18 protein-coding genes are annotated in these 20,696 nt (G+C 59.9%); 11 read left to right on the top strand and 7 right to left on the bottom strand.

Annotated features, from left to right (window positions below):
• Positions 1 to 56 precede the first annotated feature (56 nt).
• The 5 genes from JWS10_RS14425 to JWS10_RS14405 all read left to right on the top strand — a co-directional run bounded on the left by JWS10_RS14425 (position 57) and on the right by JWS10_RS14405 (position 6,936).
• Positions 57 to 806: a GNAT family N-acyltransferase gene (locus tag JWS10_RS14425; RefSeq protein ID WP_299508540.1), complete on the top strand. Its 750-nt coding sequence runs from the start codon at positions 57 to 59 to the stop codon at positions 804 to 806.
• A gap of 64 nt (positions 807 to 870) precedes the next feature.
• Positions 871 to 2,682 (top strand): ATP-binding cassette domain-containing protein, encoded by a 1,812-nt coding sequence (locus tag JWS10_RS14420; RefSeq protein WP_299508538.1) that lies wholly within the window; start codon positions 871 to 873, stop codon positions 2,680 to 2,682.
• Positions 2,683 to 3,041: 359 nt separating this feature from the next.
• Complete coding sequence (gene cysS / locus JWS10_RS14415; protein WP_299508536.1) at positions 3,042 to 4,559, top strand: cysteine--tRNA ligase; 1,518 nt, start codon at positions 3,042 to 3,044, stop codon at positions 4,557 to 4,559.
• Positions 4,556 to 6,178, top strand: a complete 1,623-nt coding sequence (cimA, locus tag JWS10_RS14410; protein ID WP_299508534.1) for a citramalate synthase — start codon at positions 4,556 to 4,558, stop codon at positions 6,176 to 6,178. The genes cysS and cimA overlap by 4 nt, the downstream gene beginning before the upstream one ends.
• Positions 6,175 to 6,936, top strand: coding sequence for a squalene/phytoene synthase family protein (locus JWS10_RS14405; protein ID WP_299508532.1), 762 nt, complete (start codon positions 6,175 to 6,177; stop codon positions 6,934 to 6,936). The genes cimA and JWS10_RS14405 overlap by 4 nt, the downstream gene beginning before the upstream one ends.
• Before the next feature lie 66 nt (positions 6,937 to 7,002).
• On the opposite strand, the gene JWS10_RS14400 is transcribed toward JWS10_RS14405, so the two are convergent.
• Both JWS10_RS14400 and JWS10_RS14395 read right to left on the bottom strand, forming a co-directional pair.
• Positions 7,003 to 7,455 (bottom strand): GNAT family N-acetyltransferase, encoded by a 453-nt coding sequence (locus JWS10_RS14400; protein ID WP_299508530.1) that lies wholly within the window; start codon positions 7,453 to 7,455, stop codon positions 7,003 to 7,005.
• Entirely contained in the window at positions 7,452 to 8,666 is a 1,215-nt protein-coding gene (locus JWS10_RS14395) for an MFS transporter (RefSeq protein ID WP_299508528.1), read from the bottom strand. The genes JWS10_RS14400 and JWS10_RS14395 overlap by 4 nt, the downstream gene beginning before the upstream one ends.
• A gap of 81 nt (positions 8,667 to 8,747) precedes the next feature.
• On the opposite strand from JWS10_RS14395, the gene JWS10_RS14390 reads away from it, so the two are divergent.
• Together JWS10_RS14390 and JWS10_RS14385 are read left to right on the top strand one after the other, a co-directional pair.
• Entirely contained in the window at positions 8,748 to 9,377 is a 630-nt protein-coding gene (locus JWS10_RS14390) for a DNA-3-methyladenine glycosylase 2 family protein (protein WP_299508526.1), read from the top strand.
• Positions 9,374 to 10,033: an alpha/beta fold hydrolase gene (locus JWS10_RS14385; protein WP_299508524.1), complete on the top strand. Its 660-nt coding sequence runs from the start codon at positions 9,374 to 9,376 to the stop codon at positions 10,031 to 10,033. Before JWS10_RS14390 ends, JWS10_RS14385 begins: the two co-directional genes overlap by 4 nt.
• A 7-nt stretch (positions 10,034 to 10,040) precedes the next feature.
• Here JWS10_RS14385 and JWS10_RS14380 read toward each other — a convergent pair whose 3' ends face one another.
• The 3 genes from JWS10_RS14380 to JWS10_RS14370 form a co-directional block, all read right to left on the bottom strand.
• Positions 10,041 to 11,012, bottom strand: coding sequence for an ROK family protein (locus tag JWS10_RS14380; RefSeq protein ID WP_299508522.1), 972 nt, complete (start codon positions 11,010 to 11,012; stop codon positions 10,041 to 10,043).
• A gap of 48 nt (positions 11,013 to 11,060) precedes the next feature.
• Positions 11,061 to 12,089, bottom strand: coding sequence for a LacI family DNA-binding transcriptional regulator (locus JWS10_RS14375; protein ID WP_299508520.1), 1,029 nt, complete (start codon positions 12,087 to 12,089; stop codon positions 11,061 to 11,063).
• A 170-nt stretch (positions 12,090 to 12,259) separates the two neighbouring features.
• A complete protein-coding gene (locus JWS10_RS14370) occupies positions 12,260 to 13,171 on the bottom strand; it encodes a LysR family transcriptional regulator (protein ID WP_299508519.1) in 912 nt (303 codons plus the stop codon).
• 87 nt (positions 13,172 to 13,258) lie between these two features.
• Between JWS10_RS14370 and JWS10_RS14365 the strand changes: the two genes are divergently transcribed.
• Positions 13,259 to 14,044 carry a phytanoyl-CoA dioxygenase family protein gene (locus JWS10_RS14365; RefSeq protein WP_299508517.1) on the top strand — a complete coding sequence of 262 codons (786 nt, stop codon included), beginning with the start codon at positions 13,259 to 13,261 and terminating at the stop codon, positions 14,042 to 14,044.
• Positions 14,045 to 14,153: 109 nt separating this feature from the next.
• Here JWS10_RS14365 and JWS10_RS14360 read toward each other — a convergent pair whose 3' ends face one another.
• Positions 14,154 to 14,849 (bottom strand): type 1 glutamine amidotransferase, encoded by a 696-nt coding sequence (locus JWS10_RS14360; protein WP_299508515.1) that lies wholly within the window; start codon positions 14,847 to 14,849, stop codon positions 14,154 to 14,156.
• 136 nt (positions 14,850 to 14,985) lie between these two features.
• Here JWS10_RS14360 and guaB point away from each other — a divergent pair, with 136 nt between their 5' ends.
• The gene (gene guaB, locus JWS10_RS14355; protein ID WP_299508513.1) at positions 14,986 to 16,434 is read left to right on the top strand and encodes an IMP dehydrogenase; all 1,449 of its coding nucleotides are present in this window, start codon (positions 14,986 to 14,988) and stop codon (positions 16,432 to 16,434) included.
• Positions 16,435 to 16,496: 62 nt separating this feature from the next.
• Here guaB and JWS10_RS14350 read toward each other — a convergent pair whose 3' ends face one another.
• On the bottom strand, positions 16,497 to 17,117 hold the full coding sequence (locus JWS10_RS14350; protein ID WP_299508511.1) for an exopolysaccharide biosynthesis protein: 621 nt from the start codon (positions 17,115 to 17,117) through the stop codon (positions 16,497 to 16,499).
• Between the two features lie 197 nt (positions 17,118 to 17,314).
• On the opposite strand from JWS10_RS14350, the gene JWS10_RS14345 reads away from it, so the two are divergent.
• Together JWS10_RS14345 and JWS10_RS14340 are read left to right on the top strand one after the other, a co-directional pair.
• Complete coding sequence (locus tag JWS10_RS14345; RefSeq protein ID WP_299508509.1) at positions 17,315 to 18,469, top strand: RsmB/NOP family class I SAM-dependent RNA methyltransferase; 1,155 nt, start codon at positions 17,315 to 17,317, stop codon at positions 18,467 to 18,469.
• Positions 18,470 to 18,722: 253 nt separating this feature from the next.
• Positions 18,723 to 20,696, top strand: a 1,974-nt coding sequence (locus JWS10_RS14340) for an ATP-binding protein (protein ID WP_299508602.1), incomplete at its 3' end; no start/stop codon positions are given.

The raw sequence follows: 20,696 nt of genomic DNA, 5'->3' as shown, positions 1-20,696 counted from the left end.
GGGGTAGCGCAGGCATGTTTATGTGACAAGCGACGATTTTCGCGAGGTTCGCCTAAGTGATACCGCTGGTGAAAGGTCAATACCTGGTGCGGCTGGCATTGGATGCCGCCGACCTCGCCCGCGCGCAAAGCTTGCGGCACCGCAGTTTTCTCGTCCGTCGCGGCATTGTCGGTGCCGAAGGCCGCGATGCTGACGCTTTTGACGCGCTGTGTCAGCATGTGCTCGTCGAAGATATCGCCAGCGGCAAACTGGTCTGCTGCTATCGGCTGATGTCATTTAGCGCGGGGCAGAGCTTGGCTGAAAGCTATGCGGCGCAGGTTTACGGGCTTGCCGCGCTCGAAAGCTTTGCCGGAGCGAAATTAGAGCTCGGCCGATTCTGTCTTGATCCCGATTGGAACGACCCCGACATTTTGCGGCTGGCTTGGGGCGCAATGGCGCAGATTGTCGATGCACAGCGGGTAAGCCTGCTGTTTGGCTGCTCATCATTCGAGGGCACCGACTGGCGGCTCCATGCCAAAGCCTTGGCCATGTTGCGCGGGCATCTAGCGCCTGCACCTTGGCGACCATTGGAAAAAGCTAAGGAAACCGTCCACTTCGACAGCTGCTTGAAGGATTTCGCCTTCGATCTGCGTGAGGCCCTGCAAAGCCTACCACCACTGCTGCGCACCTATCTTGCGATGGCAGGCTGGGTCAGCGATCATGCGGTGATTGATCGCCAGCTAGATACCCTGCATGTGTTCACCGCAGTGGAGATCGCTAAGATTCCAGCCGCCCGCGCGCGTGCTCTGCGCGCAGTTGCCGGATAAAAATGCGCGTACTTTGCGTGCCATCGCCGATTGACGCCGCCTAAAAGGTGTCCTAGCAGGCGGCATGGCACGCGCACCCCTCCTCCAGCTTTCTGGCATCTCGCTGACTTTCGGCGGCAATCCTGTTTTTGACGAGCTTGATCTTGTCGTCCAACCCGGTGATCGGGTGGCGCTTGTCGGCCGCAACGGCTCTGGCAAATCCACCTTGATGAAGGTGATGGCGGGGCTTGTTGAACCCGACAAAGGCATCCGCGTGGTGCCGCCCGGCGTCCAAGTCGGCTATATGGAGCAAGACCCGGATCTGTCGGGGTTCGAGACCTTGGGTGATTATGCCGCCAGCTGCTTGCCAGATGGCGAAGAATATAAAGTGCCGATGGTCGCCGAGGGTTTGAAGTTCAACCCCGACACTTTGGTCTCGATTGCCTCTGGTGGTGAGCGCCGCCGCGCCGCCTTGGCCAAGCTGATGGCCGAAGCGCCAGAGCTCATGCTACTGGACGAGCCGACCAACCACCTCGACATCCAAGCTATTGAATGGCTTGAAGAAGAACTCAAAGGCACCCGCACCGCTTTCGTTCTGATCTCGCACGACCGCGCGTTCTTGCGGGCGCTGACACGGGCGACGTTGTGGATTGACCGCGGTCAAGTCAAACGTCGCGAGGCCGGGTTTGACGGCTTCGAAGAATGGCGCGAAACCGTTTGGGCCGAAGAAGATGAAGCCCGCCACAAGCTGGATCGCAAGATCAAAGCCGAGGCGAAGTGGGCGGTTGAGGGCATCTCTGCCCGACGCAAGCGCAACCAAGGCCGGGTCCGCGCTCTGGCTGCCCTGCGCGATGAACGTGGCGCGCAAATCCGTCGTCAGGGCACCGCCATGATGGAGCTCGAATCGGGCACGCAATCGGGCAAACGGGTGATTGAAGCGCGCGGGATCAGCAAGATTTTCGGCGACAAGATCATCGTGCAAGATTTCGATCTGCGGATACAGCGCGGCGACCGCGTCGCTTTCGTGGGCCCCAATGGCGTCGGCAAAACCACGCTTCTCAAAATGTTGACGGGCGAAATTATGCCCGATTCCGGCACGGTGCAACTCGGCACCAATCTCGATATTGCGGTGTTCGATCAAGCCCGCGCGCGTCTCGACCCGAACGCGACGCTGTGGGACAGCCTGACCAATGACCCGCTGATGGCGGTCTCAGGCAGTTCCGATCAGGTGATGGTGCGCGGCAACCCGAAGCACGTCATCGCGTATCTGAAAGATTTCCTGTTCGACGAAAGCCAGGCCCGCGCCCCGGTGCGCTCGCTTTCTGGCGGCGAAAAGGCCCGGTTGTTGCTGGCTAAATTGATGGCGCAGCCCTCAAACCTGCTGATCATGGACGAACCTACCAACGATCTGGACGTCGAAACCCTCGACCTGCTGCAAGACATCCTCGGCGATTACGATGGCACCGTGCTGCTGGTCAGCCACGACCGCGATTTCATTGACCGCATCGCCACCTCAACCGTGGCGATGGAAGGCCGGGGCCGTGCTTCGGTCTACCCCGGTGGCTGGACCGATTACCAAAATCAGCGCGTGGTTTCAGGTGGCACGCTAACTGCCGATAACTCAGCTAAATCAGGAAGTTCTACGAATAACCTAAAGTCCGATGCGAGGAAGACTGAGGGTCTAACCTTCACCGAACGCAAACGTCTCGAAGCCTTGCCTGCGCTGATTGAAAAGCTTGAAGCTGAGATCGGCAAGGTGTCTGATCTGCTGTCCGACCCGGTGATGTTCACCAAAGAACCGGTGAAGTTCCGCAAAGCCGGTGAGGCGTTGTCCGAACGCCAAGCCCAACTCGCCGCAGCTGAGGCCGAATGGCTGGCGCTGGCCGAACGCGACTAATCACAATCAACGGCGGCGACGGGTGCATCAAAAACGCCCGATTATCGCCGCTGGTTTGTGCCGATAATGGCCGCGGAAATTTAGCAAAATCATTTGCGATTCACGCACCGCCCGATCGTTTTGCCTCCGGTTTCGCGATCGGGCCAATGGCGCGTGCAACGTCAAACGCCTGCGCTGTCAAAGGGACTTGGCGCACCGCCATTTCGGCGCTATTAAGCAGAGATGAACACGATGGGCATCATCATTTGCGGCATTACCTGCTGACTAATAGTCGAGCGGGCCATCACCTCATTCCCTCAACAGGATCAAGCTGATAAACCCGCCGCAGGCAAATGCGAGCGCTAAAGACGAGGGTTGCAATGATCAAACTGCACAACACCAAGACGCGGGCGAAGGAAATCTTCACCCCGATTGATCCCGAAAATGTGCGGATGTATGTCTGCGGCCCGACGGTTTACGACCGCGCCCACCTCGGCAATGGCCGTCCTGTGGTGGTGTTTGACGTGCTGTATCGGCTTTTGCGCCACGTCTATGGGCCCGATCACGTCACCTATGTGCGCAATTTCACCGATGTGGATGACAAGATCAACGCCACCGCTTTGGCCCGCCAACAAGCCGGCGACCCGCGCCCATTGGAGGTCTTGATCCGCGAGCGGACCGAGGAAACTATCCAATGGTATCATGATGATATGGACGCTTTGGGCGCGCTGCGGCCCAGCATCCGAGAAGATCGAAGCGAAGCTGGATTGAGAAAGGCCGAGCCCCGTGCCACCGAATATATCGGCGCGATGATCACCATGATCGACGGTCTGATTACCTCAGGCCATGCTTATGCCGTCGACGGCCATGTGTTATTCCGTGTGCGTTCGTATAAAAACTACGGCGCGCTATCTGGTCGCACCATAGACGATATGATTGCAGGCGCGCGGGTAGAAGTCGCGCCCTATAAAGAAGACCCGATGGATTTCGTGCTGTGGAAACCCTCCGACGCAGATCTTCCCGGCTGGGAAAGCCCTTGGGGCTTCGGTCGCCCCGGCTGGCATATCGAATGCTCGGCGATGAGTTACGAACTGCTGGGCGCGAGTTTTGACATCCACGGCGGCGGGTTGGACTTGCAGTTCCCTCACCACGAAAACGAAATCGCCCAAAGCTCCTGCGCCCATCCGCAAGCGAGTTTCGCAAATGTCTGGATGCACAACGAGATGTTGCAGGTCGAGGGCAAGAAGATGTCCAAGAGCTTGGGGAATTTCTTTACGGTGCGGGATTTGCTGGATCAGGGCTATCCGGGCGAGGTGATCCGGATGGTGTATTTGGGGACGCATTACGGCAAGCCGATGGATTGGACGATGAGAAAAGCGAGTGATGCTCAAGTTGCAGTTAATGAGATGGCTGGGATTCTCGGCACTTCGGGGCAAGAGACGCTTTCAAATCTTAAAATCGGTCAACCGTTTCCGTGGATAGTTGAGGCACTTAAAGACGATCTAAATACCTCGCTTGCCACGAATGAGTTGCGCCGGAAAAATCTGGAGAAGCGGGTTTCCAGACATGAACTCGGGGAGCATCTCGATGATCTATATGCGTCCCAGATTTTACTTGGCTTTGATTTAAAAGCACATCCGCAGGCCCTTGCGAAAGCACAGAGCTTTGACGAAACGCGCGGCATTGTTAATGTCCGAGGCGATGCTCTGCTTTCGCCACTGGCAGCGGATCTTAATCGGCTAAGAGCTGAGGCAAGTGTTACAAAAAACTTTTCATTGGTTGACGCGAGAAAAGACACCTTGATTGCTGCTGGTATAGAAGTGCGCATGTTGAAATCCGGCGTTGAATTGTTGCGCGGCCCCAACTTCGACCCCGCCAAGCTCGAGTCCCTCAAATGACCCGCGAGCGTCTCTACCTGTTCGACACCACCCTGCGCGACGGACAGCAAACCCAAGGCGTGCAATTCTCCACCGCCGAAAAACGCCAGATTGCCACGGCGCTCGATGCGTTAGGAGTGGATTACATTGAGGGTGGATGGCCCGGCGCAAACCCGACCGACTCAGAGTTTTTCGCCAACGCGCCAAAGACACGCGCCACAATGACGGCGTTTGGGATGACCAAGCGGGTCGGGCGGTCAGCCGAGAATGATGATGTGCTGGCGGCTGTGCTGGATGCGGGAACGCCTGCGGTTTGTCTGGTCGGCAAAACCCATGATTTTCACGTGACCACGGCCCTCGGTGTTTCCCTTGAGGAAAACAGAGAAGCGATTGCCGCCTCATTCAAGCACGTAATCGCCAAAGGTCGCGAGGCTTTGTTTGACGCCGAGCATTTCTTCGACGGCTACCGCGCCAACCCCGACTACGCGCTGTCGTGCTTGCGCGCGGCCTATGGTGCAGGCGCGCGCTGGATCGTTTTATGCGATACCAATGGTGGCACTTTGCCTTCGGAAGTCGGCCGCGTCGTGGCAGAGGTGATCGCCGCTGGCATCCCCGGTGATCGCTTAGGCATCCACTGTCACGACGATACCGGCAACGCTGTGGCGAACTCACTGGCAGCAGTCGAGGCGGGCGCACGGCAGATACAAGGCACGCTGAACGGACTTGGGGAGCGTTGCGGCAACGCCAATCTGATCACTCTAATCCCGACTCTGCTGCTGAAAGAGCCCTTCGCGAGCCAGTTGGACTGTGGCGTCTCAACCGAGAATCTAAGCAGTCTTGTACGCCTGTCCCGCATGTTAGACGACATACTAAACCGCGTGCCGCACCGTGCCGCACCCTATGTGGGCGCGAGTGCTTTCGCTCATAAAGCGGGTCTACATGCGAGCGCAATCTTAAAGAACCCAAACACTTATGAGCATATACCACCAGAGACGGTGGGCAATGAACGCATCATTCCGATGTCAAATCAGGCCGGTCAATCTAATCTGCGCGCCCGACTGATCTCTGCGGGCATTGAAGTCGATGCGGGCGATCCCCGGCTGGGGCGTATCCTCGAAATCGTGAAAGAGCGCGAGGATCAAGGCTATGCCTATGACAGCGCTCAGGCGAGTTTTGAATTGGTCGCGCGCAAAGAACTCGGACTGCTGCCGGTGTTCTTTGAGGTCAAGCGTTACCGGGTAACGGTGGAGCGGAGGAAGAATAAATACGACCGGATGGTCAGCCTCTCCGAAGCCGTGGTTGTGGTGAAAATCGGTGAGCAGAAAATGCTGTCGGTGTCCGAAAGCATGGATGAAACCGGCACCGATCACGGCCCGGTGAATGCTCTATCGAAAGCTTTGGCAAAAGATCTCGGGCCGTATCAGGGCGTAATCGATGACCTGCGGTTGGTTGATTTTAAAGTTCGCATCACCCAGGGCGGCATTGAAGCGGTGACCCGAGTCATTATTGACAGCGAAGACAGCCAAGGACGGCGGTGGTCCACCGTCGGCGTCTCGGCGAACATCGTTGACGCCAGTTTTGAAGCGTTGTTGGATGCGATCAACTGGAAACTGATCCGTGATATTGGAGCTCCGGTTTGAGTTTGGCTGCTTGCGCTGATCTGGTTGAACGGGGCGACCCGGATCGGTTCACCGCCGTGATGGCCGCTCCGGTTGAGATGCGGGGCCGGTTATGGCCGCTTTATGCGTTCAATCTGGAGATCGCGCGGGCGCCGTGGGTGACGAAACAGCCGATGATTGCGGAAATGCGGCTGCAGTGGTGGCGCGATGTGGTGACGGAACCGGCCCCTCGGGCGCATGAGGTGGCGGGGCCGCTGCATGAATTGATCGGGGCCGCGGGGCTGGATGTGGCGGTGCTGGATAGAATGGCGGCGGCGCGGGTTTGGGATGTGTACTCCGAGCCGTTTGAGGATCAGGCGGCGTTTGATGTGTATCTTGATGAGACTTCGGGCGGCTTGATGTGGCTGGCGGCGCGGGCTTGTGGCGCGCAGGATCGGGCGGAGCAGGCGGTGCGCGATTATGGCTGGGCTGCGGGCTTGGCGTCGTATTTGCGGGCGGTTCCGGCGCTTGAGGAACGCGGGCGGCGACCTTTGGTGGACGGGCGGCCGGGGGCGGTCCGAGACTTGGCGGCGCGGGGACTGCAGAAGATTTCGGCGGCGCGGGTAGGGCGGCGATGGGTGGGCAAGGCTTCTCCGGCTTTGCTTGCTGGATGGCAGGCTGAGGCGCTTTTGAGACAGGTTGTCGCCGATCCGATGATTGTCGCGGAGGGTCGTATGGGCTTGTCGGAGTTTGCGCGCCGGGGGCGACTAACGTGGCAGGCACTTTCGGGGCGTTGGTGAGCGCCACGTGTGGACAAGTTTACAGCGACGATAAATCAAGGGCTTAGCCGACGAATTAAGGTTTGGTTAAGATTTGTCCGCAAGGTTGAGAGCATAGCGCAAGCCCGTGGTTGGGGCTGGTTGAAAGCCTTGTGCCAGATAAAACGCCTGTGCGATGGCGTTTCCGGGCAGCGTTGTCACCGTCACATAGCTTGCGTTATTATGCCTCGCGTAGTCGAGGGTGGCGGCCAATAGCGCCTTACCGATGCCATCGCCTCGATAGTCCGTACAAACGTACAAGTGATGCAAATCCATGCCGCGTTGGCCGTATTGCACCCGCGCCAACTGCGTGAGGGCGGCATAGCCCAGCAGGCGGCGCGGCTCGGCGAAAACCAAGGCGTGCAGCCACGGCGTTGCACCAAAAAGATCGCGTCGCAGGTCGGCGACCGTCGCTGTGGCGGTATCGCCGTGATAGTCGGCGAGGGCGTGGACCATGGTGCAAAGCTGCGGCAGATCGGCGGGGGTCGCGGCGCGGATCATGCTTCGCTGACCTGCTTTGGCCGCAGCGCCAGCCAGATCAGCGCGCCGCCTGCCAACACTAAGAACGGCAACATCGCGAGGTTTACCGCCTGCCAACCAGCTTGCACCGAGCTGCCAGAACAGTTCATCAGGCCACCCGACGAGAAGCTGGCAAGGGTGACGCCGCCAAACACAATGAGGTCGTTCATGCCTTGCATCCGGCCGCGCTCGGCGGGGACAATCAGCGTGGTGAGCATGGTGGTGGCCCCGATGAAGGCAAAGTTCCAGCCAAATCCCAGCAGCATCAGCGCTGCGAAAAAGTTGAAAATATCGACGCCAGCCATCGCAACTGCTCCGGCAGCGGCGAGGATCATCAGGCCCACTGCCATCACTCTTTGGGTGCCAAAACGGGCGATGATATGGCCTGTAACGAAGGAAGGCGCATACATCGCCAAGACGTGTCCCATCACAACGTTCGCGGCGTCAGATTTCTGAAAACCACAGCCGACAACGGCCAGCGGCGACGAGGTCATCACCAAATTCATCAGCGCATAAGACACCGTGGCAACGATCACCGCAACCGCGATGGCTGGGGTGCGGATCAGTTCGGCTCGGCTGCGGCCCAGGGCGCTGCCTGCGATTGGCGCTGGCGGTTTGGGAATTTTAAGCAGGCCGAACAAAAAGATACCGACCAAATTCAGTGCGATGATGGTGAGATATGTGCCCAGAAACGGCACGACCAACAGAGAATTCGTCAGTTTTACCAGTTCAGGCCCAACAATTGCAGACAGCAGACCGCCCGCCATTACCCAAGAAATTGCTTTGGGGCGGAAGGCATCGGATGCGGTATCGGCGGCTGCGAAGCGGTAAAAGCCTTGGGCTGACATATAAATGCCAGAAAAGAATGCGCCGAGCACAAAGATGCTAAACGAGCCAAGATAAAGCCCCGTAGCGCCGATTGACGCGCCCAAGGTGCCGCCCAATGTGCCCGCGACGAAGCCCGCGCGCCGACCGTAGCGCGCCATAAACGCAGAAATTGGCGTCGCCGTCAGCATTGAAGCGATCACCATGGCCGAGATCGGCAGGGTTGCCCAGCAGGGATTGGGCGCAAGGCTTTGGCCCGCCAACCCGGCTATGATGAAAATCATCGGCAGTTGCGCGCCGAGAATGGCTTGAGAGGCAACGAGCACATATACGTTGCGGCGGGCGAGGCTGTCTTGATCTGTCGTCATATGCCATCGGTAGGGGTGGGTTTTGGTGTCGGCAAGGGGGATTCGCTCTGGTCTTATCGTTTGAGCGGGGGTGGAGGGATTATGGTCGGGCGGATTATTGAGAGTTTGGATTGCGTGGCCGAGGGTGCTGCGTGGCTTTCGGCCTCGGATGTGCGGTTTGCGCAGGCGCTGGAACTGGTCGGCGCGCTGCCGCTGCGGCGTCATGCCGATGGATTTACCGCGCTTTTGGATGCGATTGTTGGGCAGCAAGTTTCGGTGGCCTCGGCGAATGCGATCTGGGCGCGGATGGAAGCTGGCGGCGTGGTCGATCAGGCGGGTGTTCTGGCGGCTTCGGATGAAGATTTGCGCAGCGTTGGGCTGTCGCGGCAGAAAGCGCGCTATGCGCGGGCGCTCGCGGCTTCTGGCATTGATTTCATAGCCTTGCGGGCGATGCCTAATGAGGTGGTGATTGCCGAACTGGTCGCGGTGCCGGGGATTGGGCGTTGGACAGCCGAGATTTATGCGATGTTCGCCTTGGGCCGCGCGGACGTGTTTGCGCCGGGTGATTTGGCGTTGCAGGAAGGCGCGAAACTGCTGCTCGGGCTTTCGGAGCGACCTTCGGAAAAGGCTTTCCGGCTGATGGCCGAAGCGTGGAGCCCGTGGCGCAGCGTTGCAGCCCGGGTGCTATGGGCTTATTATCATGTGGCAAAATCGCGGGAAGGTATCCGATGAGAGAGTTGAAATTCGGGCGCGTGGCGGCGGCTTCAGGGGTTGCCCGCTCGATGGTGGTGTTCGTGCATGGCTACGGTGCCGACGGCGCGGATTTGTTGGGGCTGGCGAGTACGTTAGCGGCGCACCTGCCCGAAACGGTGTTTTACGCGCCGGATGCACCCGAGGCTTGTGCTGGTACTGCGTTCGGGCGGCAGTGGTTTGGCATCCCTCGGTTTGATGGGTCATCGGAAAGCGTGGCCAAAGCCAGTCTGGCGCGCGCTGCCGAGGATTTGAACGGATTTCTGGATGCCCGGTTGGCAGAGGAAGGCTTGGAGGCGAAGGCGCTGGTGCTGGTGGGATTTTCGCAAGGCGCGATGATGAGCCTGCACGTGGCACCGCGGCGGTCTGATGTGCTGGCGGGAGTACTGGCGATTTCAGGAATGCTGATGTTTCCCGAGCTGTTAGGCGCTGAAGCTCAGGTGAAGCCTGAGGTGCTGCTGATACATGGCGATCAAGACCCGGTGGTGCCATTCGCAGAAATGGCTGCTGCGGGAAACGCGTTGGTCGCCAATGGCTTCCAAGTGTTTGGTCATGTGATGAAAGGCACCGGGCATGGCATTGCGCCAGATGGCTTGCAGGTGGCGTTAAGCTTTATCGCGGATCGGCTGGGGGCTTAACCGGGGGTTAATCCCGGCCACCGCTGGCCAGGTAAGCGGCGCAACCGGTGAGCGCCGCGAAATCGTCTTCAACCGCGTAGACCGCGAAGCTTTGCATGAACTCGGCGAAGCGACCCTTGTCGCGGAAAGCAGCGGCGAGGTTCATCTCATCCATGTAAGGCACCATGGCGCGGGCGACGCCGCCGATCAGGTAGATGCCACCGAACGGCAGGTGGATCAGCGCGAGGTTGCCAAGCTCCTGACCGAGTAAGTGCATGTAAAGCTTGGCAGTTTCGCGCGCGAGAGGGTCATTGGCAGCAAGGGCGGCCATGATCGCGGCGGCTTTCAGATCTTGCGGATGGCCAGCCTCGGCGGTGATGAAGGCGTGGATGCGTTCCAGACCACGGCCCGCCAAAACGTCCTCAACCCCGGCGTAACCATGCGCATTGGTGCCGCAGTGGGCGACAAAGCGCGACAGGCGGAAATCTTGCTCGGTCTGCACTGGCATCGCGATATGGCCGCATTCTGACGGGGCGACGAGGCGACCTTGGGCGGTATCATGCACCGGGGCGGCATTCATACCGGTGCCAACGCCGACCACCAGCATCGTGGCACCAGCCAGCTGCGGACCGGGGATCAGGGTGCGCAGAAATTCGGGGGCGATATGGCCCAAAGCATGGCCTTGCGCTTGTAGATCGTTGAGGATCGCTGTTTGGGAAGCCTGCGTGGCGCGGATCAGCAAAGCGGCGTCGATCACCCACGATAGGTTGGTCATCACGGCTACGCCATCACGAACCGGACCAGCGGCGGCGACGCAGACGCCATCGACCGATTTCAAGCCTTCTTCGGCCATGTAGCGGGTCAAAACCGGCTCCAAGCTGGTGAACTCGGCGTTGGCATAGCGGCGGATGCTGGCTTGGCGCACCACTTTTCCATCGGCCAAAGCGACGCGGGTGTTGGTGCCACCGATATCGGCAACGAGGGCAAGGGGCTTGGACATTTGTGACCTCATTGTCTTAGCTTTAGCCCGCAGGCCGTTGAAACTACGTTACTTACGCGGGGCAGGGCCGGTGGATTGGCCGATGATCAGATCGGCCTCTAGCAGGCGTTGCAGTGGGGCTTGCAGTGGGTCGGCGACCAGCGCAAGCAGCATTTCAGCAGCAATGCGCCCGGCATCGCGCACAGAAGACCGTGTGGCGGTGAAAATAGGCAAATCTTCGCCGTTGCGCAGATAGCTGAGTTCGTCGTCGAAGATGATCACTGAGACGTCACGACCGAGTTTAAGGCCCTGACCTTCAATCGCGCGGCGCACGCCCATGCCGGAGAGCATAGAGGCGGCAACGAAAGCGGTTGGGGGATTATCCAGCGCCAGCATACGCTTGGCGGCGCGGTGGCCGGAGACCTCGGTCATCTCATCGCTGGTCATCAGGTCGGCGTCGCGCGCAATCTCATGCCCCAGCAACGCATCAACATATCCGGTGCGGCGGCGGATGGCGAAGTCCATTTCCTCTTTGCCGTTGATCAAGGCGATGCGGCTATGGCCCAAATCCAGCAGAAACTCGGTGGCGCGCAGGAAGGCGCGGCGGTTGTTGACATCGACCCAGGAATAATCGACCTCGATACCGGTAGCCCGACCATGGGTGACAAACGGCAGACCCAAGTCTTGCAGACAGGCGATGCGCGGATCATAGGTGCGCACGGCGTGGACGATCACGCCATCAACCGCGCCGCGCGATTTCAGATCGCGGTAGGCGGCGGCTTCGGCCTCATCTGCGACCACGGACAGCAGCATATCATAGCCATTTGCGGCGTAAACCTCACCCGCGCCGGCGATAAAGTCACCAAAGACCGGATTCATAATCTCGCTTTTGGTGGCAACCGGAATGACATGGCCGACCGCCATCGCACGCCCGGTAGCCAGCCGAATGGCGCGGGTATTGGGGCGGTAGTTGTAGCGCTTGGCGGCCGCTACAATACGGTCGCGCGTCACATCGTTAACCTCGGGATAACCGTTCAGCGCGCGGCTGACGGTCGTGGGCGAGAGGTTCAGCTTTTGCGCCAGTTCTTTTAGGTTCATCGGGGTCGGATACCCAAGTCAGATTGAGGGGTCAGGTTGCGGGGCGACACTAGCCGCCATGGGCGGGGGGGTCAAAGTGTTTGAACGACGGTTATACTTAGCCTCGCCTGATTCTCAGCACTTTAAATTAATTCAGTAGGTTGCGATGGCTGGGCCGGCTCAAAGCGGTATCAAATAATCAGCGGTGATTCGCCACGCAATGCGACTGGCAGCGCCTCTGGGATCAGCGCGCTTAGTTGCTGCGCTGCGGCAGAGGGCGGGTTTTGTGCAAGGTGCGCAAGGATAAGTGGTTCGGTCCCGGCATCACTGATGGGCCTTGTAACCAAGGGTTTCCCATCGGAACTCAGGCGGGCGGCGGGGTTGGTGTAGGACAGGCCGATGCCAAGGCCATTGGCGGCGTAGCTGCGCATCAAATCGAGCGAGGCGGTGCGGTGGCGGAGTTGTGGGGTCAGCCCGGCTTGCGCGAACAGTCCGCGCATATGACCGAGTGAAAGGCCCTGATCGGTTAAGATCAGCGGTTCTTCCGCAAGTTGGGCGAGGCTCAGGCTTGGGTTTTGCGCAAGTCGGTGATCGGGCGACAGGATCGCATGGGGGGCGATGCGGGCAAGGGTCTGGCGGGCGATATCGCTTTGCAGACCAAGATCCCAAGTCAAGGCGAGGTCGGCTTTGCCCTTGTGCAGAGCCTCGGAAAGCGTTTCAAAATCCATCACTTGCGGGGTGATCTTCAACTGCGGTGCGCGTTGGGCTACTTGGTTCAGGATCGGTGCCAGACAGCCAGCCGCGAGGTCTTCAAACACCGCGAGGCGGATGTCTTCGGCGGCGGTGTTGGGGTCGGTGAGGCGGGTAAGTGCGGTCAGTTGTACCTCAGCCAGTTCCAGCCAGCCGCGCCCGAAGGCGGTGGGGGTCAGGCGGCCACCGGCTCGGCGCAGGAAAAGCGGGCGTTGCAGCAGGGTTTCCAGTTGAGCAATGGCGACTGACAGGGCGGGCTGGCTGACGTTTAGTGTCTGGGCGGCTGCGGTCACGCCACCGTGACGGGCGACGGCGGTGGCGTATTCCAGTTGGCGCAGGGTGAGGGATAGCATTTGGTTATGACCTGCATTGAAAGGTATTATTTGCGGCTATGATTGGGCTCGGCCATGTTTGAGGGCAAGTGAAATCAGGAGGCCGTGATGGTTGAAGTTACCGATGCGATGGTCGAGGCGTATCAGCGCGATGGCGTGGTGCTGGTTAAGGGGCTTTGGGCGGATTGGGTCGAGGAATTGCGGGCCGGGGTGGCGCGCAATATGGCCGAGCCGGGGCCTTATGCGGCGGAGAATTTGCGGCCGGGGGATTCGGGGCGGTTCTTTGACGACTATTGCAACTGGGATCGCATCCCGGAGTTTGAGCGGGTGATCAAACAGTCTGAGGTCGCGGATGTGGCGGCTAAGTTGATGAGTTCGAGCCGCGTTCAGATGTTCCACGATCATGTGTTGGTGAAGGAACCCGGCACGTCTCGCGCTACGCCTTGGCATCAGGATGGGCCGTATTATTTCGTCGAGGGGCGGCAAAATGTATCGTTTTGGTCGCCGCTCGATCCGGTGAAACAGGCGAGTTTGCGCTGTGTGGCGGGGTCGCATCTGTGGCCGAAAGAAGTGTTGCCGACGCGCTGGTTGTCGGAAACCTCGTTTTATCCGAACCCGGATCTCTACATGGCGGTGCCGGACCCGGATGCCGAAGCGATGCCGGTGCGGGAGTGGGAGATGGAGCCGGGGGATGCGGTGGCGTTCAATTATCGCACCCTGCATGGCGCGCGGGGCAATGAGGCGGGGACTCGGCGGCGGGCGTTTTCGCTGCGGGTTCTGGGCGATGATGCGCGGTATGTGGAGCGGCCGGGGCCGACTTCGCCGCCGTTTCCGGGGCATGGGATGGTCGCCGGGCAGGTGCTGCGCGAGGATTGGTTTCCGTTTTTGAAGTGAGGGTTTTGGGGTGCTCCCAAGTTGGGAGCATTCTGGAAGTGGGGGAAATCAGTGGGTTGCGGAGTTGAGTTTTGGGTTTGTTAAGCTTTGGGTGGCGCTGATCGGTGAGTTAGATCAGGGCTACCCATGCGCGTGCGATGGCAAGGCCGTGGGCATCGGCGGGGACGCCTTTCTCGGTGGAGATGTCGGCTAGATTGGCGATGAAGCCGGGGCGATGCGCCTCTATCAGGTCGGGGAAATGGCGGGTCCAGTCGGCGACGACAGCGCGGTTGGCCTCAAAATGGAACTGGGTGGCATAGCCTGCGCGGCCGATCTTGTACGCCTGTACTAGGGCGGCGGGATTGGTGGCGAGATGGATGGCGCCGGGGGGCAAAGTGAAGTGGTCGGCGTGCCATTCGAAGATCGGGAAGGTGGCGGGCAGGTGGCCTAGGACGGGGTCGGCGCGGCCCTGATCGGTGAGGGCGATCTGACACCAGCCGAACTCGGGGTTGGTGCCGATGGTGTTGGTTGCACCAGCGCCTCGGGCCATCGCTTGCGCGCCGAGACAGATGCCAAGGGTGGCTTTGCCGGAGAGCGCGGTGTCGTAGAGCAGGGCTGCGAGATCGGGCAGATACGGGTGGCTGTGATCGGACAAAGCGGTCTGTTCGCCGCCAAAAGAGATCAGCGCGTCGAAGCTGTTGGGGCGGGGCAGGCGGCCATCCAGCCACGGTTTATAGAGGTCGATGGTGGCGGCGGCTTCGTGCAAAGCCACGCCGACTTGACCGTGATGGGTGATGGCGGTGTTTTCGATAATGGCGACGCGCATGTTTCCCCCGATTTGTCCGCAGTGTGCATGGGCTGATTTTCTGCGCAAGCAGCGTTTGGGCCTTGCCATTCCTGCGGATCGGTGAAAATGGGAACCGTCAAACGAACACTCCCCTTAGACCCCGTTGGAGGTGAACATGGAGATTCGCGAGGCGCTCACATTTGATGACGTTTTGCTGGTGCCGCAAGCGAGCTCGGTTTTGCCGAGCGAGGCGGATACCTCGACTTTTGTCACCCAAAGCATTCGGATGAACATTCCGCTGCTGTCGTCGGCGATGGATACGGTGACCGAGGGCCGCATGGCGATTGCTATGGCGCAGGCCGGTGGCATCGGGGTCATTCACCGCAATCTGGATACTGAGGCGCAGGCGCGTGAGGTTTCTCGGGTGAAGCGGTTTGAAAGTGGTGTGGTTTATCAACCAATTACGCTGACGCCGGATCAAACTTTGGGCGACGCCAAGCTTTTGATGGAGCGTTATCAGATCACTGGTTTTCCGGTGGTGGATAAAGAGGGCCGGGTTTTGGGCATCGTGACCAACCGCGATATGCGGTTTGCGTCGGATGATAAAACGCCGGTTCATGCGATGATGTCGTTTGAAAATTTGGCATTGCTGCGCGAGCCGATTGATCGGGATGAGGCGATTTCGCTGATGAAGGCGCGGCGGATTGAGAAGCTGTTGGTGACGGATGGCGCGGGTAAGCTGACCGGGCTTTTGACGCTGAAGGATACCGAGAAATCGGTGCTGAACCCGCAGGCTTGCAAGGATGAGTTGGGGCGTCTGCGGGTGGCTGCTGCGTCAACCACTGGCGATGCGGGCTTTGAACGCTCAATGGCGCTGATCGAAGCGGGCGTCGATATGGTGGTGATTGATACCGCGCATGGTCACTCGGCTGGGGTCGCGATTGCGGTGGAGCGGATCAAGAAGGCGTCCAATACGGTGCAGGTTGTGGCGGGGAATGTCGCTACGGCTGAGGCTACGCGGGCGCTGATCGGCGCTGGCGCGGATGCGGTGAAGGTCGGGATTGGTCCGGGTTCGATTTGCACGACGCGGATTGTTGCGGGTGTGGGCGTGCCGCAACTGACGGCGATCATGGATGCGGCTGGTGCTGCGGGCAATGTGCCGATTATTGCGGATGGCGGCATTAAGTACTCGGGCGATTTCGCCAAGGCGATTGCGGAGGGGGCATCTTGCGCGATGGTTGGCTCTGCGATTGCGGGGACTGACGAGTCGCCGGGTGAGTTGATTTTGTTCAACGGGCGGTCGTATAAATCTTATCGTGGCATGGGGTCTTTGGGCGCTATGGCGCGCGGTTCGGCGGATCGGTATTTCCAAAAAGACGCGGCTTCTGACAAGCTGGTGCCTGAAGGCATTGAGGGTCAGGTGCCTTACAAGGGCACGGCGGCGCAGGTCATTCACCAGATGGTAGGCGGCTTGCGGGCGGCGATGGGATATACTGGCTGTGCGACGGTGGCGGAGATGCGCTCGGGTTGTACATTTGTACGGATTACCGGAGCGGGCTTGAAGGAAAGCCATGTGCATGATGTGCAGATTACCCGCGAAAGCCCGAATTACCGCGTCGGTTGAGGCGGCTAAATGAAATCAGAAGGCCCCGTTTGCGCGGGGCTTTTTGCGTTTTGGAGCGAGTTTCAAGCGGTAGTGCTGAATGCCATGTAGATCACGGCGGCGATCAGCGCCCAGTAGACTGCGACCAGCATGACCACGGCGGCGATGGCGATTATTGCGGCGGTGAGGATGAAATAGCCGTCATGGCCGAGCAGTCCTAGGGCGGCGATCAGGATGGCCAAGGCGGGGAAGAAGTTGCCGAAGGGGATCGGCAGCATCACCAGCAGGCTTAACAGGATGCCGACGGCTCCCATGATCCGTTGAGCGTGCTCGGAGGTCAGGCTCGGCAGGCGGGGGTGAAGGACTTTCTCAACGCGGGCGAGGTAGGGCGCGGCGCGGGTCAGGATCGCGAGCAGATTGGCGCGCGAGAGCGAGCGGTTGGCGATGAAACCGGGCAACCAAGCGGGGCGGCCCAGCATCATCTGCAAAGTCAGGTAAACCAGTGGCAGGCCGGTGACTGCAGAGGTGCCGGGCAGACCGGGCAGCAGGTTCGGAATCGCGAACAATATCAACAAGGTAGCGCGGGCATGGGTTTTGATGCCGCTGACCAGATCGCCAAGGCTGACCCGCTCGGAGGTGCCGGATTGAACGAGGCGGAGCAGTTGCTTTGAGAGCGGAATATGGTCGGTTTGGGGATTGGGCATGGCACCTCGCTTGGGGTGAAGATGGGGCGGTGCGGTGGGAATTGCCAGAGGTGTGGTTTGAAACGGCGGGATCATGCGGGTGGCACTGATTTGGGGCGGGATATTTGGCGGTAGGGGATTGAGTGGCCCGGGGTTTGGTTGCGGGAAAAACGCGGGCGCGGTAGGGAGGCGTGAAACACGGGTTAAAGGGGTAGGCCATGACACCGCAAGCGCGACTTTCGGCCGCCATCGACGTGTTGGACCGGATTTTGGCGGGCTCGGGCGCAGAGCAGGCGCTGACGAACTGGGGGCGGGCGAGCCGATTTGCAGGCTCGGGTGATCGGGCGGCGGTGCGCGATCTGGTGTTCGATGCGCTGCGGTGTAAGCGGTCGTATGCGGCGCTTGGCGGTTCGGAAACCGGGCGCGGGTTGGTGCTAGGCGGCTTGCGGGATCGGGGTTTGGATGCGGCGGAGTGGTTTACTGGGATAGGTCATGCTCCGGCTGTGTTGGGAGATGCCGATGCGGGATTTACGCCCGAGGGCAACGTCGGGCTGGATTGCCCGGAGTGGTTGGCGGCATCGTTGCAGGCGGCGTTGGGGGATGATTTTGCCGGCGTGATGCATGCGCTGCGCAGGCGTGCTCCGGTGTTTCTGCGGGTGAATTTGGGCAAAGCTTCGCTGCTGGCGGCGCAGGCGGCTTTGGCGGCGGAGGAGATTGAAACGAGGCCACATCCGTTAGCGAAGACAGCCTTGGAAGTCACGGAAAATGCTCGGAAAATCCAGAAATCGCAAGCGTATCTGGAGGGGCTGGTAGAGTTGCAAGATGCGGCAAGCCAAGCGGTGATTGAGGCGCTGCCGTTGGAGGACGGACAGCGCGTGCTCGACTACTGTAGTGGCGGCGGTGGCAAGGCTTTAGCGATGGCTGCGCAGGCGAAGGCGAGCGTGGTGGCGCATGATGTGGACCCGCGGCGGATGCGCGACATTCCGGTGCGGGCGGCGCGGGCTGGCGCTGCGATTAGTATCGTGGAAACTGCTGCGATTGGAGAGGGTTACGATGTGATCCTCACAGATGTGCCATGTTCGGGCTCGGGCAGTTGGCGGCGTGATCCGCAAGGCAAATGGGCGCTGACGCCAGAGCGATTGACGGCTTTGTGCGAGATGCAGGCGGGGATTTTGGACAGCGTGGCGGGGCTTTTGGCTCCGAATGGTACGCTGGCTTACGCGACCTGCTCGATGCTGAATTGCGAGAACGAAGCGCAAATTGCGCAGTTTCTGGCGAAGCATTCAGGTTGGCTCAACCCGTTACAGCGCCGATTTTCACCGCTGCAGGGCGCGGATGGGTTCTTTGTGGCGCTATTGACGCGTGAAGTTTGAGTTCGTACACAACTTAGACACGATTTTCACTCTATCTGAACGTGATTTTGCGTTACAAGCGATGCGGTTAAGCCGCGCTTAACACTTTGCCCGCCAGAATGATGCGACCGAATTATACGAAACGAATCCCGGATCGGAGGGCGTAGTGGCCAGTTCGACGACAAGTCTGGCCAAGGTATTTTTGCCGGGCAGGCATCAGAATATCGGCTTGGAAGTGCTGATCGCAGCGGCGATTTGCTGTGCGGCTGGCATTATGTTGACGGCGCAACTTGTGACGCAGCTGATGTTTCTGACGGGCGGGCTGACGTTTTCTGCGCTCGCGGTGTTGCAGCAAAGCTCGGGCTGGTTCGAGCTGCGCGGGGCGCAGCAGACAGAGGCCCGGCTGATTGCGTTGGTCGGACTTGATGCAACACCCTGCTTTACCACGGATCAGCAGGGCCAAATCGGCTTTCAAAATACTGCGGCGCAGCATCGTTTTGGTGCGACCCACAGCGGCACGCTGATTTCGGCGCTGAAAGATCATTTTGCCGCGCCCTCGGCCGTGCTGTACCGGCTGCAAGCGCGGGCGAGCCATTCCGGTTCGGCGCGTGAAGATGTGGCGACGCGGCGCGGCCATCTGCGGCTTTCGGTGCATCAGGTGACGCCGTCGCGCTATTTGTGGCGATTGGAGGAGTTTCAGGATCGCAGTACGGCGGGGCGCGGTGCGGACTCGCTGAGCCTGCCGATGTTGACGGCGAACAAGGCGGGCGTGGTGCTGTTCACCAATGACGCGATGCGCAGGCTGCTCGGCGGGCGGCCAAAACGGCTGGACCGGGTTTTCACTTCGAGTACGCTGCATTCGGGCGAAGAAGTTGAGGTGTCGGCAGCGACGGGCCCGGTGCGCGCGATCCTGGCCGAGGTTGAGGGTGTTGGAGAGCGGCGCGAGATTTATCTGCTGCCCGTGGCGCGGCATCCGAACGACGAAAGCATGTCGGCGGATTTTGAGCATGTACCGGTGGCGCTGCTGAAATTTGAGGTAAACGGTGCGTTGCGACAGGCCAACAAGGCCGCGCGCGATTTGCTGCATCTGGATGGTGCGCCCGAAATGCTGCACGATTTGTTTGAGGGGCTGGGCCGCCCGGTCGGTGATTGGTTGTCGGATGTGGCAAACGAACGCATCCCCGGCGGAGCAGAGGTGCTTTGCGCAAGCAGGCTGGGTGGCGAAGTGTTTTTGCAGGTGACGCTGCGCCGCATTGTCGATTTGGGCCGCCCGGGTGTGCTGGCCGTATTGCAGGATGCAACCGAGCTAAAAACCCTCGAAGCGCAATTTGTTCAAAGCCAGAAAATGCAAGCGATTGGCCAACTTGCGGGCGGTGTTGCACATGACTTCAACAACCTGCTGACGGCGATCTCGGGACATTGCGATCTGCTTTTGCTGCGCCACAGCAGCAGTGATAGCGAATATGCCGATCTCATTCAGATCCATCAAAATGCCAACCGAGCGGCGGCTTTGGTTGGGCAGTTGCTGGCGTTTTCGCGCAAGCAGACCCTGAAGCCAGAGCGGATTGAGTTGCAGGATGTGCTGTCGGAATTGGCGCATCTGCTCAATCGGCTGGTCGGAGAGCGGGTGCGACTGCGACTGGGCCATGCCGCTGATCTGGGGCCGATCCGCGCCGACAAACGCCAGTTGGAGCAGGTAATTATGAACCTCGTGGTGAACGCGCGCGACGCAATGCCTGACGGCGGCACGATTCGGATTGAAACAGAGGCGCTGACGTTGCGAGATGAGATGCGGCGAGACCGGGCGGTGGTGCCTGCGGGCGAGTATGCGCTGATCCGGGTCAGCGATTCGGGTGTGGGTATTCCGCCAGAGCGGTTGCAGAAAATCTTTGAGCCGTTTTTCACCACAAAGCGCGTTGGTGAGGGTACGGGACTTGGGCTTTCAACGGCTTACGGCATCGTCAAACAGTCTGGCGGCTTCATTTTTGTTGATTCGACCGAAGGCGAAGGCTCGGTGTTTCAGCTATATTTCCCGATTTTCGTAGGTGCTGCACAGACCGAGGTGCTGGCTCCGGTGCAGAAGAAAGTGGTGTTGCGGCAAGGCGAAGGCGTGGTGCTGCTGGTCGAAGATGAGGCTCCGGTGCGCGCCTTTGCCAGCCGGGCGCTGCGGATGCGCGGTTATACTGTGCTTGAGGCCGAAAACGGCGAAGATGCGCTGAAACAGTTGGAGGACCCGACGCTAGAGGTC

Origin of the sequence: Cypionkella sp. (assembly GCF_028290025.1) — a bacterium.
Taxonomy (GTDB): domain Bacteria; phylum Pseudomonadota; class Alphaproteobacteria; order Rhodobacterales; family Rhodobacteraceae; genus Cypionkella.
Note: the sequence above shows the minus strand (reverse complement) of the source record. Positions and strands in the feature narration are given on the sequence as shown.